Here is a 13468-nt window from a genome sequence, read left to right on the forward strand (position 1 = left end):
TGGAGAGACCCGCACATGAGTGCATCGCTTGGAAAGGCCGCCAGTCCCTTCAAGCAGCCCAAGGCCGTCTGGGCCGTGGCGTTCGCCTGCGTGATCTCGTTCATGGGCATCGGTCTGGTCGACCCGATCCTGCCCGCCCTGGCCGACAGCCTGCACGCCTCACCGAGCCAGGTCTCCCTGCTGTTCAGCAGCTACCTCATCGTGACCGCGGTCGCCATGCTGTTCGTCGGCTGGGTCTCCAGCCATCTCGGCGCCAAGCGCACTTTGGTCATAGGTCTGGCCATCATCGTCGTCTTCGCGGCCCTCGCGGGCACGAGCGGCTCCATCAACGGCATCGTCGGCTTCCGCGCCGGCTGGGGTCTGGGCAACGCGCTGTTCATCGCGACCTCGCTGGCCGTCATCGTCGCCTCCGCCAGCGGCGGCTTCGGTGGCGCGATCATCCTGTACGAGACCGCGCTCGGACTCGGCATCGCCGTCGGCCCGCTGCTGGGCGGCGAGTTGGGCGGCATCAGCTGGCGCGGTCCGTTCTTCGGCGTCGCCGTGCTGATGGCCGTCGCGCTGGTCGCCACACTCGCCTTCGTGCCCTCGCTCCCCAAGCCGAAGCGCCCCGTCTCGCCCATCGCTCCGCTCAAGGCGCTCCGTCACCGCGGGCTGCTGACCATGGGCATCATGGCCCTGCTGTACAACTGGGGCTTCTTCACCATGCTTGGCTACGCCCCCTACCCCATGGAACTCAACGCCCATGAGCTCGGCCTGGTGTTCACCGGCTGGGGCCTGCTCGTGGCCGCCTTCAGCGTATTCTTCGCCCCGCGTCTGCAGGCGCGGTTCGGCACCGCTCCGGTGCTGTACGCCAACCTGCTCGGCCTCGGCATCGTGATGGCCATCATTGCCGCCGGCGTCAGCACGCCCACCGTGGTGATCGTCGCCGTCATCGTCAGCGGCGCCTTCATAGGCATCAACAACACCCTCACCACCCAGGCCGTCATGCTCGTCTCCCCCGTCGAGCGTCCCGTCGCCTCCTCCGCCTACGGCTTCCTGCGCTTCATCGGCGGCGGCCTGGCCCCCTTCGCCGCCGGAAAGCTCGCCGACGCCACCGATCTGAGCGTCCCCTTCTGGCTCGGCGCTGCCACCTTCCTCGTCGCGATCCCGGTCCTGGCCAGTGGCCACGGCCTGCTGCGCCAGGCCGAGGCGCACACCGGCGACGCCGAGGCCGCGACGCCGTCGCTCATCCCCGTGGGCATCCCGGCCCCCGCGAGCGAGGCGCCTCCCGTCATCGTCGCCGTGAGCTCCCACGACAAGGCCCCTGCCATCGTCGACGCCGCTGCCCGGCTCGCTCGCGACACGGGCAGCCCTCTCGAGGTCGTCCACGTCCAGCAGACCGCCGTGGTCGAGGAACTGGCCGTCGACACCGAGACCACCGACCAGGCACGCGCCGCCGTCACCGCGCACCTCGACCGGCTCGCCGCCCACGGCATCGCCGCCACCGGCCTGGTCCTCACCAGCATCGGCAACCACGCCGCCGCCGGCCGCGTCCTCGCCCAGCACGCCGCAGACGTTCACGCCCGCGCCGTCGCAGTCGGACACTCACCACGCGGCCCGCTCACCCAGTTCGCCGACGGCAGCTTCACCAGTGCCCTCACCCACGCCGCCACCTGTACGGTCGCCCTCATCGGGCCCGACCAAACGCCCCGGCACCTGACCATGGACACCCTGGCAGAACTGCGCAACAGCGCCGTCTGAGGGAGTTGAAGGTTGAGAGAGGGCGGGTGCACAGCACCGTGGCGGCCCGCCGACCGTGAGGTAGGCGGGCCGGCAGGGTGCCTATGCCGACGCTCAGGGAACAAGGGCATGCATGGTCAGGCGGTCAGCAGCAGCGACGACCGTGCGGCAACCTTGGCGCCCCGCCTGCGACGGTGCCGCCGCGACCGTTGTCCACGGTGCCCTCCGCGCGCTCGGGCCGGGGCGGTCCCGCGTCTCAGGGCAGCGTCGTCGGCAGGCAACCGCGCGGGATGAAGTACCAGCTCTGCAGCCCCGTGCCGTCGGTGCCGCCGGCGCGCGGATCACGGACCATCACGTAGTTGCCGTCCCTGGTCACATACCGCCACAGCACGGTCTGGCCGATGGCAACCTGGCTGTTCAGCGGCGCACTCGGGGTGGCGGGCACCTCCCACGGGCGGACGTTGCCGTACGCGGTGATGTGACTGCCGTCGTACGTGGCACAGCCGGAGCCGGCGACCGTCGTCACCGTCGCGCCGTCCGACGTGCCGCCACCGATCTGCCCGTTCGTGAACTCGGAGGTCGGCATCGTCACCGGGTCACCGCAGCTGGCGGCGATCGCTTCGTCGCCGGAGACGGCTCCGCTGTAGATCCACAGGCACTTGTTGAGGTTGCCGTAGACCCGGGCCCAGCGGTAGCCGTCCTGCTGGTCGCCGTGGATGTCGGCGGTCCAGTCGCGGTAGGCGGTGCCGATGACGTACGAGGCGGGGGCGCGGCGCAGGAGGGTGTAGTCGGTGTCGACGTGCTTGCGCACGGCGGCGTGCGCGGTAGGGGTGCCGCCGGTGGCCGGGACGGCGAGTCCCGCGGCCACCGCCGCCAGCACGGCTGTCAGTGCCCTTCTGCGGCGTGACCGGGTGTTCCGTGTCGTTCCCATGAGTTCTCCTGCGTATGTGGGGGCGTCAGGGCCGACTCGCCGAGGTCACGACGGCGGCTTCGCCGGCGGCCAGGGTGAGCGTCGTTCGATGTCCAGAAGCGTGGACGATGCTGGGGCGGAACCCCGGCCAGCCGCCGTCGGCGGCGACCTGGCGGCCGTCGATGCGGACTTGAGGGGCGTCGAGGGTGCGGCTGCCGTCCGGGTCGTACGGGGTCATGCGGTCGACGGACACCGTCGTCCCCTGAACGGGCACGGTGACGGTTGCCGGGCGATCGGCCTTGTTGATGACGAAGAGGCGGTGCTCACGGCCCTTCGCCTCGACCTGCCAAGCCTCGGGTTTGCGCTCGGCGTCCGTGGTGACGTACGCCGGGCGCAGGCCGTCGGTGTTCTGGGCGAAGCGGGCGAACAGGAGCAGCGCGTAGTAGAGCGGGGCGGCGGCCGGGGAGCCCATGGCCTCGGTGGGGTCGTAGTCGACCGCGTTGTAGTACGCGTTGCCCTCCTCGGGTGAGAAGAATGCACGGACTTCGGCGTTGTGGAAGTTCAGTCCCTGGGCGCCGGTGGTGCAGGCCGTGTTGGCGCCGGGCCGGTCCGGGGGCTGCGGGCAGGCGGTGTGGAACATGGCGGACAGTGCGTACGTGGCGGACGCGGCCACATTGCTGACGCCGTCCGCTCCGCGGTTGGCCGCGGTGCTGGTCTCCTCCAGCCGGTAGCCCAGCTTGTGCCGAGCGGCCTCGGTGGCGTGGGTGTAGACCTCGTAGTCGAGGCTCGCCAGGTGCTCGTCGGAGAGCAGGGCGGTGGTGCTGGCACAGCGGTAGGGCTTGTTCACGCAGGTGCGGGCCAGCGGGTAGAAGTGGTCGGAGGCGTACGCGCCGAACTCGCCGGCGCGGGGCCTCATGTACGGGGCGCCGGTGTTCAGGATCAGCGGCCAGTCGTGGAAGTAGCGGGTGGCGGCCGTCGGATCGGCGAGGGTGGTCCAGGGGAGGATGTCCTCGCTGGTGTTGGGCGCGATGACCGGGAACGAGCCGGTCACGGCCGGATCCGCGTACGCGGCCAGGTCGCCGAGGTAGCGGTCGAGGTTCGATCCGTACGACAGGTCCGGCTCGTTGCCGAGTTCGATGCCCGCGATCTGCTTCGCGGCCTGGCCCGGGAAGGCAGGCTCGACTCCCTGCGTGACGAAGGTTTTTGCGTGCTGCGGACCGACCCAGGGCTTGGTGTCGCCGGGCGGGGACATGGCGGTGCCTAGGACGGCGCCCCAGCGGGGCTTGCCACGCTCGTCGGCGTCCCCGGCCTCGTCGAGGGTGGCACGGATGTACGCCAGGTCCTCCGGCGTGATCACGCGGTTGGTGTTGGGCGCCGTCGCGTCGAACGGCATCTGGTCCTGGGACGATCCACCGATGCGTAGCACGCCTGTTTGCAGATTGCGCAGCAGGTTGACGAAGGCCGGCCGGGCGGAGGGATTCATGTACCGCTCGACCAGCGACCACTCGATGCTGAGGCCGACGAAGTGGCGCGGAATTCGGCCGCCTTGGACGTGGGGTGCGGACTGCTCGGGCGGTCCGACGGTGGCGTCGGCGGCGCTCGGGGGCACTGTGGCGAAGGTGGCGGACAGGGCGAGAGCGCAGGCGAGAGCGCGTGCGCTGAGGCGTTTCATGAGGGCTCCTTCCGGATGGGGCCGAGTCGGAGGCGTGGTGCGCACGAGCACGTGGGCGAGAGCACGGCAGCGGGCGACGTTAACCGGCCCGTGCGGGCATCGGCGCGGGCCGGCTGCGCCGCCGCGGGTCCCGGGAAGCGACCCGGGCCCGGGCGAGCCCGTGTCAGTCGGAAGCCACCGGTACGGCCGCCGGAGTCGCCCCACTCCGCGGCCCGTCCGAGCCGACCGCCGCGACGATTGCGTCCGCCTCGCCGGACGGCTCCGGCTTCAGCAGGCCGACGGCCACGTAGACGACGAGCGACGTCACCAGCGGTGTGGCCACCAGCCAGGTCTGGCTCGGCGGCTCGATGCCGTACTTCAGCAGGAAGTAGGCCCCGAGTCCCAGCGCCCACGAGCCGAGCGCCGCGACCGGTCCGCAGCGTCGGAAGGCCGGCAGCAGGCCGAGCAGCATCGGGATGGAGATCGGCCCCATCACGGCGGCGACCAGCGCAACGATGATCCCGAGGACGCCGCCGAAGTGATCGGCCTCGACCGCCACGATCATGCTGACCGCGATGAACAGGACCGTGCACACCCGTGCCGCCATCAGCCCCGCCTCGGTGCTCCATGTGCGCGCGTTGCGCCACACCACCGGCATGATGTCCCGAGTGACCACCGCCGAGATCGCGTTGGCGTCGGACGAGGCCATCGCCATGGTGTGCGAGAACATCCCGGCGAGCGTGAGGCCGATGAGCCCGGCGGGCAGGTACTTCTCCGCCATAAGCGCGTACACCTGCTGCGCGTCCACGACGTGCGGCATCAGCACACCGGCGGCGACGGACGGGAAGAGCAGCACGGGCGGCCAGATCAGGTAGAGCACCGCGGACAGCAGGGCCGAGCGGCGGGCGGAGTGCGCGGAGTCGGTGGCCATGTAGCGCTGGGCCAGGTTCCACATGCCGCCGTTGTACTCGAAGAGCTTGATGACGATGTACGCGGTCAGGAAGCCCGCGGTGTACGGGCCGACCAGCGGCTGCCCATGGTCCTCGGGCAGCTTGTCCCACATCGTGGCGAGCCCGGAGAAGCCGCCCAGCTTGACGATCACGGCGATGAGCATGGCCAGCGCCGCGACGCCTTGGATCACGAACTGCCCGAAGTCCGTGAGCGCGTCCGCCCACAGCCCGCCCACGGTGCAGTACAGCAGAGTGACGACGCCCGTGATGACGATGCCGGTGTTCATCGACATGCCGGTGAAGACGTTGAGCAGGATCGCCACCGACGCCCACTTCGCCGCGACATCGAAGACCTTGAGCAGTGCCCCGCTCCAGGCGAGCGCCTGCTGGGTCGGGACGTTGTAGCGCTTCGCCAGATACTCCAGCGGCGAGATCACGTTGAAGCGGGAGCGCAGGCGGTTCCAGCGCGGGGCGAACAGGAAGGCGCCCACGCCAGTGCCCAGGGCGAGCGGCACGAAGGCCCAGAAGTACACCGTCACGCCGTAGCTGTAGGCGACGGCCGCGTACGCCACGAACACAGCAGCGCTGTACCCGGACATGTGGTGGGAGATGCCGGACAGCCACCACGGCATCTTGCCGCCGCCGGTGAAGTAGTCGCCGACGCTGCTCACCCGGCGGTGGGACCACAGGCCTATCAGCAGCATCACCAGGAAGTAGCCGCCGAGGGCTACCCAGTCGAGCCAGGCCATGAGAACTCCTTACGAGGGGACTCAGTTGAGGGGGGCCGCCTACCAGCGCGGGGAGCGGAGCCAGTATTCGGGGTGGGGGCGTTGCAGGTATCCGGTGTCGTCCCGGTTGCGCAGCCCGCACGTCAGCAGCGGCGGGTCGCGCAACGCGACCGGGTTGACCGTGACGTGGTTGATCCGGAGCGCTTCCGTCATCGCGGCGCACCCGCTTCTGCGCACACGGCGAGGCCGGCTTCGGTGATCCGGTCCAGCTCGTCGAGGTGCTCCGGCGTCGGGTCGACGAGCGGCGGCCGCACCCCACCGACGTCCAGTCCGCGCCGGCGTACGGCGGCCTTGATGAGCGCGACCGCGTAGCCCGGCACCTGCTCGCGCAGGGCGACGAGGGGGTGGAAGAACCGGGTCAGCAGCGCGTCGACGAGGCCGTCGTTCCCTTCGCGTACGGCCGTGTGGAAGGCCAGGGAGATCTCCGGCACGAAGCAGAAGACCGCCGAGGAGTACAGCTCGACTCCGATACCGCGGTACGCCGGGACAGTGGTCTCCGCCGTCGGCAGCCCGTTGAAGAACTGGAACGGTTCCCCGTCCAGCGCCCCGCGGACCGCACTGACGACCCGGGATAGCAGGTCGAGGTCGCCGATGCCGTCCTTGAGGCCGGTGACCTGGGGCAGGCGGGCGACGGCAGCGGCCGATGCGGGGTCGAAGCGGGCGTTGTCCCGGTGGTAGACGACCAGCGGCAGGTCGGTGACGGCCGCCACCGCCTCGACGTAGGCCACCAGGCCCGCGGCGGGGGTGCGCACCAGGTACGGCGGCAGCAGGAGCAGCCCGTCCGCACCCGCGTCCCGGGCCGCGCGGGCGAACTGCCGGGCAAGCGGCAGGGGTCCGCCGGTTCCGGCGTAGACGGGTACGCGACCGGCGGTGACCTCGACGGTGGTGCGAACGACGTCGGCGTACTCACCGGGCTCCAGAGCGTGGAACTCGCCGGTCCCGCAGGCGCTGAACACGCCGCCGGGGCCCGCCGCGACGCCGGCGTCGACGTGCTTGGCGAGCACGGCCGTATCGACCGCACCGACGGCATCGAAGGGCGTCACAGGGAAGAACAGCACACCGTCGAGATTCTGCACGTCAGAGCTCCTCGGACTCAGCAGAACAGATATGTGAACGCAAATTATGTCCGCGAACTGAGCGTGGACTGTAGGGACTTGTTCCCGACCGGGTCAACCCCCTTGCACGTGCCTTAAGGTCCTCGCCATGTACGAGGTGATACGCAAGCCGACCATCGTCGATGTGGCGCGCGCGGCACGGGTGTCGACCGCGACCGTCTCCCGAGTGCTCAACGGCCGCCGTGTGGACCCCGAACTCGTCCGCCGGGTGCGGGCGGCCGCGGCGGAGCTGCACTACCGGCCCAATGGCACCGCACGCAACCTGCAGGCCGGCACCACCCGGCTCATCGGCGTCCTCGTGCCCGACCTGGGCAACCCGTCCTTCTCCGAGCTGCTGCGCGGGCTCGCCGACGCCACCGGCGCACACGGCCACCGGCTGCTGGTGGCCGACTCCAAGGAGAGCCAGGAAGAGGAGCGGGCCCTGATCCACGAACTCGCCCTGCACTGCGACGGTTTGGTCCTCTGCTCGCCGCGGTTGCCGCTGGAGGAGCTGGCGCGGTTCGCCGTCGGCCCGCTGGTGTGCACCAACCGCGAGGTCGGCGGCCTGTCGATGAGCTCGGCCGGGGTCGACTCATACGCCGGGATGACCGAGGTCGTCCGCCACCTCGCCACGCTGGGCCACCGCCACATCGGCTACCTCGCCGGTCCGCCCGACTCCTGGTCGAACGCGGAGCGCCAGCGGGCCCTGGGCGACTCGGCGGCGGCGCTGCGGCTCCAAGTGACGGTCGTGCAGGCCGGATCCACCAGTGACGACGGCCACCGGGCGCTGCCCGCGCTGCTGGCAGCCGGGGTGAGTGCGGTCGTGGCCTTCAACGACCTGGTGGCCATCGGCTTGCTGGCCGGGCTGCGCGAGCAGGGGCTCGACGTGCCGGGGGACGTCTCATTGGCCGGGTTCGACGACATCCCCGTCGCACAGTTCCTCGCCCCGCCGCTGACCACCGTACGGCTCCCGACCGAAGAGGTCGGGCGGCAGGCGTGGGAGCTGCTGCGCGAGCAGCTGCAGCGGGCCGGCCGGCACGGCACGGTGCGCCTGCCGACCGAGCTCGTGGTGCGCGGGTCGACAGGGCCCGCGCCCGCCACACCGTGACCGCGCATTTCTGTCACGGGCGTTGACAAGCACCGCTGTGGCGCTGCAGTGTCCACCGATCGAGAAAACGTTTACCACATCGATCTTGCTCATCGAGGCGTACTCAGCCCCGCTCAAGGAGCCCAGCCATGCGTACTCGCCCCAAGTCCGCAAGAATCGCCACACCCGCCGCCCTCGCCACCGCCGTCGCCTTGCTCGCCTGCAGCGGCGTTGCGCTCGCCGAGCCCGCGACCGGCGAGACGGCCCGGGCACAGACCGCCTTCACACTCGACGCCCACGGCTCCCCGGCCGGCGCCAAGCTCGACCCCGGCATGCAGGGCTTCTCCGTCGAGTCCGCGGACTTCGGCCACGGCTACTTGACCAAGGAGCTGCTCGCCGAGCGCCTGAAGGCCCTCGGCCCGCACGGCGTGCTGCGTCTTGGCGGCTACTCCATGGACCTGGTCTGGCCGGCTTTCGGACCGTACGCCGACGCCCCCGCACCGGCCCAGGCCATCGGCGGCACCGTGGACCAGGCGGACCTGGACGGCCTCAAGAAGCTGCTCGACGCGACCGGCTGGAAGGTCACCCTCGGCGTGCCGCTGAAGTCCCTCATCGACCAGGCGAAGTTGAAGAACCCGGCCAAGGACCCGGCACCACAGGTCACCATGGACCAAGTGGTCGAAGAGGTGAAGGCCGCGCACGACACCCTCGGCAACGACCTGCTCTCTGTCGAGGTCGGCAACGAGTACGACAACGTCACCACCCTCACCCCGGCCGAAATGTGGAACACCGTCAAGCGCTACCAGGCAGCCGTCGACGACGCGCTTCCGCACGCCCATCTGAAGATGACCGGCCCCTCGGCCAACACCGCGCTCACCAATTCCGTCATCGACGGCTTCGCCGACGCCGCCCTCGCCGACGGCGCCAACGCCCCCAAGCGCACCCTCGCCGAGATGGCCTCGCACCTGTACGCGGGCAGCCACTGCGGCACCTCGAACGCCACGATGCCCCAGCTGCTGTCGCCGGACACGTACATCAAGGCCCGCACCAAACTGCAGGGCATCAGGGCGGTCGGCGACAAGCTGCGCCACACCGTGCCGATGACCCTCAACGAGTCCAACAGCGCCTCGTGCAGCGGCCAGCCGGGCGTGAGCGACGCCTACGGTTCCTCCCTGTGGGCGCTCGACCACCTGCTGGAGACCGCCCAGAACGGCGTCAGCCGCCTGCTGTTCCACACCAACACCGCTGCGATCTGCGGCGACTTCAAGCCCCGCGACTCGGTCGACTACCCGATCTCCTACCGCTACTACGGCGCCTTCTGCGCCGCCGATCAGTCACAGCTCGACTCGCACCAGCTCTCCGCCGCCCCGCTCTACTACGGCCTGTGGGCCTTCCGCCAGTTGCCCGAGGGTCGCTTCGTCGACCTCGGCCTGCCGGACGAGGCCCTGGGCAAGCTGCGCGCGTACGGCATCCGGGGCGAGGACGGGAACCTGCATGTGGTGCTCATCAACATCCAGGACCCCGCGGCCGCGGACGCCACCGACGACACCGTCACTCTCAAACTTCCCCATGGCTTCCGAGGCGGCCGGCAGACAACCCTCGCCTCCTCGGCGGCGGGTGGTCTGTCCTCACTGGACGCTTCGGCCATCACCCTCGGCGGGGCCTCGGTCACCCCGGCGGGCACCGCCGACCGGGCCCCGCAGAGCACCCGCCTGCCCTCCGATGCGCCCATCACGGTGGCACCCGGCACTGCGCAGATCATCACCGTACGACCGTGATCCGTATGTGATCAGCGCCTCGTACTCTCCATGCCCAGGGGATTCGCGGGATGAGCGGTCAAGGCGGGGACAGTGATGACATACCGGCGCGCGGCGATACCGGCACTGGTCGGAGGGCTGCTGCTCACGGCGCTTCTGTGGTGGGCAGGGGCGAGTACGCAGGCACTGCACCTGCCGGGCACCACCGGCGTGATCGGCAGCCAGGCCGCTGCTGACCTCGAACGCTGGCTCACCCCCTGGTCGTACGACCCTCCGGCGTCGGTTCAGGTCGGCGCCGAAGTGCCCGGCGGGATCGGGGACACGGCCGAGGCCGACAGCACCCGCTACCTCGCGCTGTACGCCACCGCGCTGCAGATCCGGTTCTTCGCGGTCTTCGCCTTCTTCGTGCCCGTTGCGCTGCTCCTGGTCCGCAGGCTGCCGCCGGTGCACGGCCGGACGACGGCCGCGCTGCTCGCGGTGTGGGCCTGGGGCCTTGTCGCGGGGACCCTGGCGGTGACCGTCTCAGCGCCGTGGCTGATCGCCTCGCACGGGCGCGGCGGTTATCGCTTCCTGCCGCAGCTGGCGAGCACGATCTCCTCCGGGCGACAGGTTCTGGTGGCGACCGCGCTGGTCGCGGCGGCAGGGACAGTGCTCGCAGCGCGGGTCACCGCCAAGGGCGCCGGTCCGCTCCCGCAGGCCGTCGTCCCGGCTCGCGCCGCCCGCCTGGCAGCCACCGCCGGGACCGCGACGATCGCGCTGTCCCTGGTGGTCCTCTCGTACCAGCCGGTCGCCGCCGCCCTCCAGACGGTCTCGTCGGACGGCGGGCTGTTCGCCGAACCTGGCGAACTCCTGCGCCAGTGGCTGCTGCTCGGCGCCTGGGCGGGCCCGGCGGGCGCGCCGCTCGGCGGCTGGCTCCTGCATCGAGCCGGCGACGTGCTGCTGCTCGCCATCGTGTGGTGGGCACTGCGGCGGTTGCCCGGACTCCTCACGCGAGCCACTGTCCCGACGATGGCGATCGGCGCAGTCTGCGCGACCGTCCTCGGTCTGCTGGCGAGCCAACTGCTGAGGGTCACGCTGGATGGGGCGGACCCGCGCTGGGGACTGCCGTCCCTGTTCGCCGGCATTGGTGACGGCGTCCCGGCCGCCCTGACCTGCGGCCTGGTGGCAGGAGTCGCGACTGCCATCACGCTCCGAGTGGCCGTGGGCCGCGCGGAGACCACCGCGGCCACGGCCTCCGTCCAGGTCGCCGCCAGCCCCTGAGGCCACGTGCGATTTTCCGCAGCGTCCGCGCGCTGCCACGTATTGTCGCCCGGAGCACATCGAGCGAAGGACGGCGCACGTGGTGGACAGCAGCAAGGATCACGGCCGCACGTTCCCCGGCCGTTCGGGTGTGGAGGCGCCGGAGCGCATCTCGCTCGGCGTCCGGGCGCGGGATGCCGTCCGGCAGCGGATCGTCGACGGTCGCTACCCGCAGGGGGCGCGCCTCGTGGAGCGTGAAGTCGCCGAGGAGCTGCGCATGTCCCGGGTCCCCGTGCGTGAGGCCTTGCGCGCACTCGTCACCGAGGGTCTGCTCGAGCTGCTGCCGCACAGCGGTGTGCGGGTACGTCGGTTGGAGCGAGTCGACGTGGAGCACCTGTACGAGGTGTGGGAGCCGCTCGCGGTACAGGCGTCGCGTCTCGCGGCCCGCCGCGTGGCCCGGGCCGTGCCGGGTGAGCTGTCACCCCTGGCCCCGCTGCAGGCGTCCCTTGACCGGGCCGAGCGGGCTGCCGGCGACGGCGACGGAGCGCGCGAGGTGGCGGCTCACACCGCTTTCCACGAGGACATCGTGACACTGACCGGCAACCCACTGCTCGCCCGCACCATGGAGCAGCTGAGCTGGCAGCTTCAGCTGTTGTTCGGGATGCGCAAGGAGCCCGAGCACATGCGGGCACAGCACGAGGTGATGTTCCGGCACATCGCGCAGGGCGACGAGGAGGCGGCAGCGGCGAGCACGCTGCTGCATGTGCGCGACAGCCGGGCAGTGGCCATCAAAGCGCTGTTCGAAGACTGAGATTGGTATACAAACCTCCTTCTTGAGCATTATCGCTCTGTCTCCGTCGCGCATTTCGTGACGAATTGAGAGCATTTTTCGGAAAGAGAATCACCCCTTCCCTGCCATCCGCGTGTTCTGGTATACAAAAGGCTCCACGGTCGCTGAAACTTGATCCAAGGAGCCCCCATGTGCGTAGAGCCCGCCCCTCCCCCATCGAGCCGGCTGACCCGGCGAGGCGTCATCGCGGGAGCCGCAGCGCTGGCGGGGACCTCGGCTCTCCTTGCCACGGCAACGCCTGATGCGGCGGCTGCGCGCCGGGACCTGTCGTCGGGCGGCGACCTGGTCGTAGATGGCGGCGCCCTGCTCGACCCAGCCACCGGCGACGTCATCGAGGACGCGGTCGTCGTCATCAAGGGAGGCGTCGTCCGCGCAGCCGGGTCCCGGGAGCAGGTCGCCGCGCATGTCCCCGCCGACGCACCCGTCCTGCAGGCGCACGGCCGATGGATCCTGCCTGGCCTGGTCGACGCGCACATCCACCTCAACACGGCGGCCGAAGCCCGCGACGCGGTGCTCAGAGGTGCGACCACCGCGCGCAGCGGCTCGACGAACTTCTACCAGGACATCGCGGTACGGGAGTTGGCCCGACAGATGCCACAGCAGGCGCCCCGTCTCCGGGCCGCGGGCATCTTCGTGACGCCGGACCTGGGCGACACCATTCTCGCCGACCCGGACCTGGCTCCCCTTGCCCGGCTGCGGGACGGTGTGCGCTCGGCGGAGGCCCTGCGCCGCGTGGTCGAGGTGAATCTGGCGCGCGGCGTCGACACCATAAAGACCCGGGTGAACGAGCGCGCCGGGCTGCCCGAGCAGGACCCGCTGGTCCAGGTGTACACCCACGAGCAACTGTCCACGATCGTCGCGGCCGCCCGGCGCGGCGGCAAGAGCGTGCTGTGTCACAGCTACAGCGAGAAGGGCTGCCACGACGCGGTGAGGGCCGGAATCCGCTCGCTGGAACACGGAGCATTCGTCGGCGAGCACACGCTGCACGAAATGCGGCGCCGGGGAACATACTTCACGCCGACGCTCACCGCCATCGCCGGACTCATCGAATCCTCGGACCCGATTCTGGCTGAGCGTGGCCGTACGTACCTTCCTGTGCTCAAGCGGGCGGTGCTGGCCGCGCACGGACTGGGAGTTCAGCTTGCGGCCGGCACGGATTCCTCGGGCGGCAAGGTGCAGCCCATCGGCCGTGAAGTGGAGTTGATGCGTGCTGCGGGGCTGCCCGCCCTGGACGCGATCCGCACGGCGACGACCGGCGCGGCCAAGCTGCTCGGCCTTGAAGGAACGGTTGGCCGCCTGCGGCCCGGCTTCACCGGAGACATGCTGGTACTGGATGGCGATCCGCTCGCCGACGTCACTGTTCTCAAGAAGCCGGCGTGCGTGGTGCGGGCGGGCCTTGCGCTGCAGTGAAGGCCGTTCAAGG

11 protein-coding genes are annotated in these 13468 nt (G+C 70.6%); 6 read left to right on the forward strand and 5 right to left on the reverse strand.

Going from position 1 to position 13468, the window contains the following annotated elements:
* Positions 1 to 15 precede the first annotated feature (15 nt).
* Positions 16 to 1740, forward strand: coding sequence for an MFS transporter (locus OHB49_RS01830; protein WP_329157318.1), 1725 nt, complete (start codon positions 16 to 18; stop codon positions 1738 to 1740).
* 235 nt (positions 1741 to 1975) lie between these two features.
* Here the strand turns inward: OHB49_RS01830 and OHB49_RS01835 are convergent, their stop codons facing one another.
* From OHB49_RS01835 to OHB49_RS01855, 5 genes are all read right to left on the reverse strand, one after another.
* A complete protein-coding gene (locus tag OHB49_RS01835; RefSeq protein WP_329157320.1) occupies positions 1976 to 2650 on the reverse strand; it encodes a hypothetical protein in 675 nt (224 codons plus the stop codon).
* Between the two features lie 25 nt (positions 2651 to 2675).
* On the reverse strand, positions 2676 to 4301 hold the full coding sequence (locus OHB49_RS01840) for a hypothetical protein (RefSeq protein ID WP_329157321.1): 1626 nt from the start codon (positions 4299 to 4301) through the stop codon (positions 2676 to 2678).
* Positions 4302 to 4464: 163 nt separating this feature from the next.
* Positions 4465 to 5979: a sodium:solute symporter family protein gene (locus tag OHB49_RS01845; RefSeq protein WP_329157323.1), complete on the reverse strand. Its 1515-nt coding sequence runs from the start codon at positions 5977 to 5979 to the stop codon at positions 4465 to 4467.
* 39 nt (positions 5980 to 6018) lie between these two features.
* A complete protein-coding gene (locus tag OHB49_RS01850; protein ID WP_329157325.1) occupies positions 6019 to 6171 on the reverse strand; it encodes a hypothetical protein in 153 nt (50 codons plus the stop codon).
* Positions 6168 to 7094, reverse strand: coding sequence for a 5-dehydro-4-deoxyglucarate dehydratase (locus tag OHB49_RS01855; protein WP_329157327.1), 927 nt, complete (start codon positions 7092 to 7094; stop codon positions 6168 to 6170). The genes OHB49_RS01850 and OHB49_RS01855 overlap by 4 nt, the downstream gene beginning before the upstream one ends.
* Positions 7095 to 7221: 127 nt before the next feature.
* On the opposite strand from OHB49_RS01855, the gene OHB49_RS01860 reads away from it, so the two are divergent.
* The 5 genes from OHB49_RS01860 to OHB49_RS01880 all read left to right on the forward strand — a co-directional run bounded on the left by OHB49_RS01860 (position 7222) and on the right by OHB49_RS01880 (position 13455).
* Positions 7222 to 8220, forward strand: coding sequence for a LacI family DNA-binding transcriptional regulator (locus OHB49_RS01860; protein ID WP_329157328.1), 999 nt, complete (start codon positions 7222 to 7224; stop codon positions 8218 to 8220).
* Positions 8221 to 8348: 128 nt separating this feature from the next.
* Positions 8349 to 9977 (forward strand): hypothetical protein, encoded by a 1629-nt coding sequence (locus tag OHB49_RS01865; protein ID WP_329157329.1) that lies wholly within the window; start codon positions 8349 to 8351, stop codon positions 9975 to 9977.
* Positions 9978 to 10052: 75 nt separating this feature from the next.
* Positions 10053 to 11216, forward strand: a complete 1164-nt coding sequence (locus tag OHB49_RS01870; protein ID WP_329157330.1) for a hypothetical protein — start codon at positions 10053 to 10055, stop codon at positions 11214 to 11216.
* Positions 11217 to 11295: 79 nt separating this feature from the next.
* Positions 11296 to 12006 (forward strand): GntR family transcriptional regulator, encoded by a 711-nt coding sequence (locus OHB49_RS01875; protein WP_443079473.1) that lies wholly within the window; start codon positions 11296 to 11298, stop codon positions 12004 to 12006.
* Positions 12007 to 12174: 168 nt separating this feature from the next.
* Positions 12175 to 13455, forward strand: coding sequence for an amidohydrolase family protein (locus OHB49_RS01880; protein ID WP_329157332.1), 1281 nt, complete (start codon positions 12175 to 12177; stop codon positions 13453 to 13455).
* Positions 13456 to 13468 lie beyond the last annotated feature (13 nt).

Origin of the sequence: Streptomyces sp. NBC_01717 (assembly GCF_036248255.1) — a bacterium.
Lineage (GTDB): Bacteria > Actinomycetota > Actinomycetes > Streptomycetales > Streptomycetaceae > Streptomyces.

Bases quoted from the DNA above. Each gene is read 5' to 3' on its own strand.
- OHB49_RS01830 (WP_329157318.1), top strand. From the start codon at position 16: ATGAGTGCATCGCTTGGAAAGGCCGCCAGTCCCTTCAAGCAGCCCAAG.
- OHB49_RS01835 (WP_329157320.1), bottom strand. From the start codon at position 2,650: ATGGGAACGACACGGAACACCCGGTCACGCCGCAGAAGGGCACTGACA.
- OHB49_RS01840 (WP_329157321.1), bottom strand. From the start codon at position 4,301: ATGAAACGCCTCAGCGCACGCGCTCTCGCCTGCGCTCTCGCCCTGTCC.
- OHB49_RS01845 (WP_329157323.1), bottom strand. From the start codon at position 5,979: ATGGCCTGGCTCGACTGGGTAGCCCTCGGCGGCTACTTCCTGGTGATG.
- OHB49_RS01850 (WP_329157325.1), bottom strand. From the start codon at position 6,171: ATGACGGAAGCGCTCCGGATCAACCACGTCACGGTCAACCCGGTCGCG.
- OHB49_RS01860 (WP_329157328.1), top strand. From the start codon at position 7,222: ATGTACGAGGTGATACGCAAGCCGACCATCGTCGATGTGGCGCGCGCG.
- OHB49_RS01865 (WP_329157329.1), top strand. From the start codon at position 8,349: ATGCGTACTCGCCCCAAGTCCGCAAGAATCGCCACACCCGCCGCCCTC.
- OHB49_RS01870 (WP_329157330.1), top strand. From the start codon at position 10,053: ATGACATACCGGCGCGCGGCGATACCGGCACTGGTCGGAGGGCTGCTG.
- OHB49_RS01880 (WP_329157332.1), top strand. From the start codon at position 12,175: ATGTGCGTAGAGCCCGCCCCTCCCCCATCGAGCCGGCTGACCCGGCGA.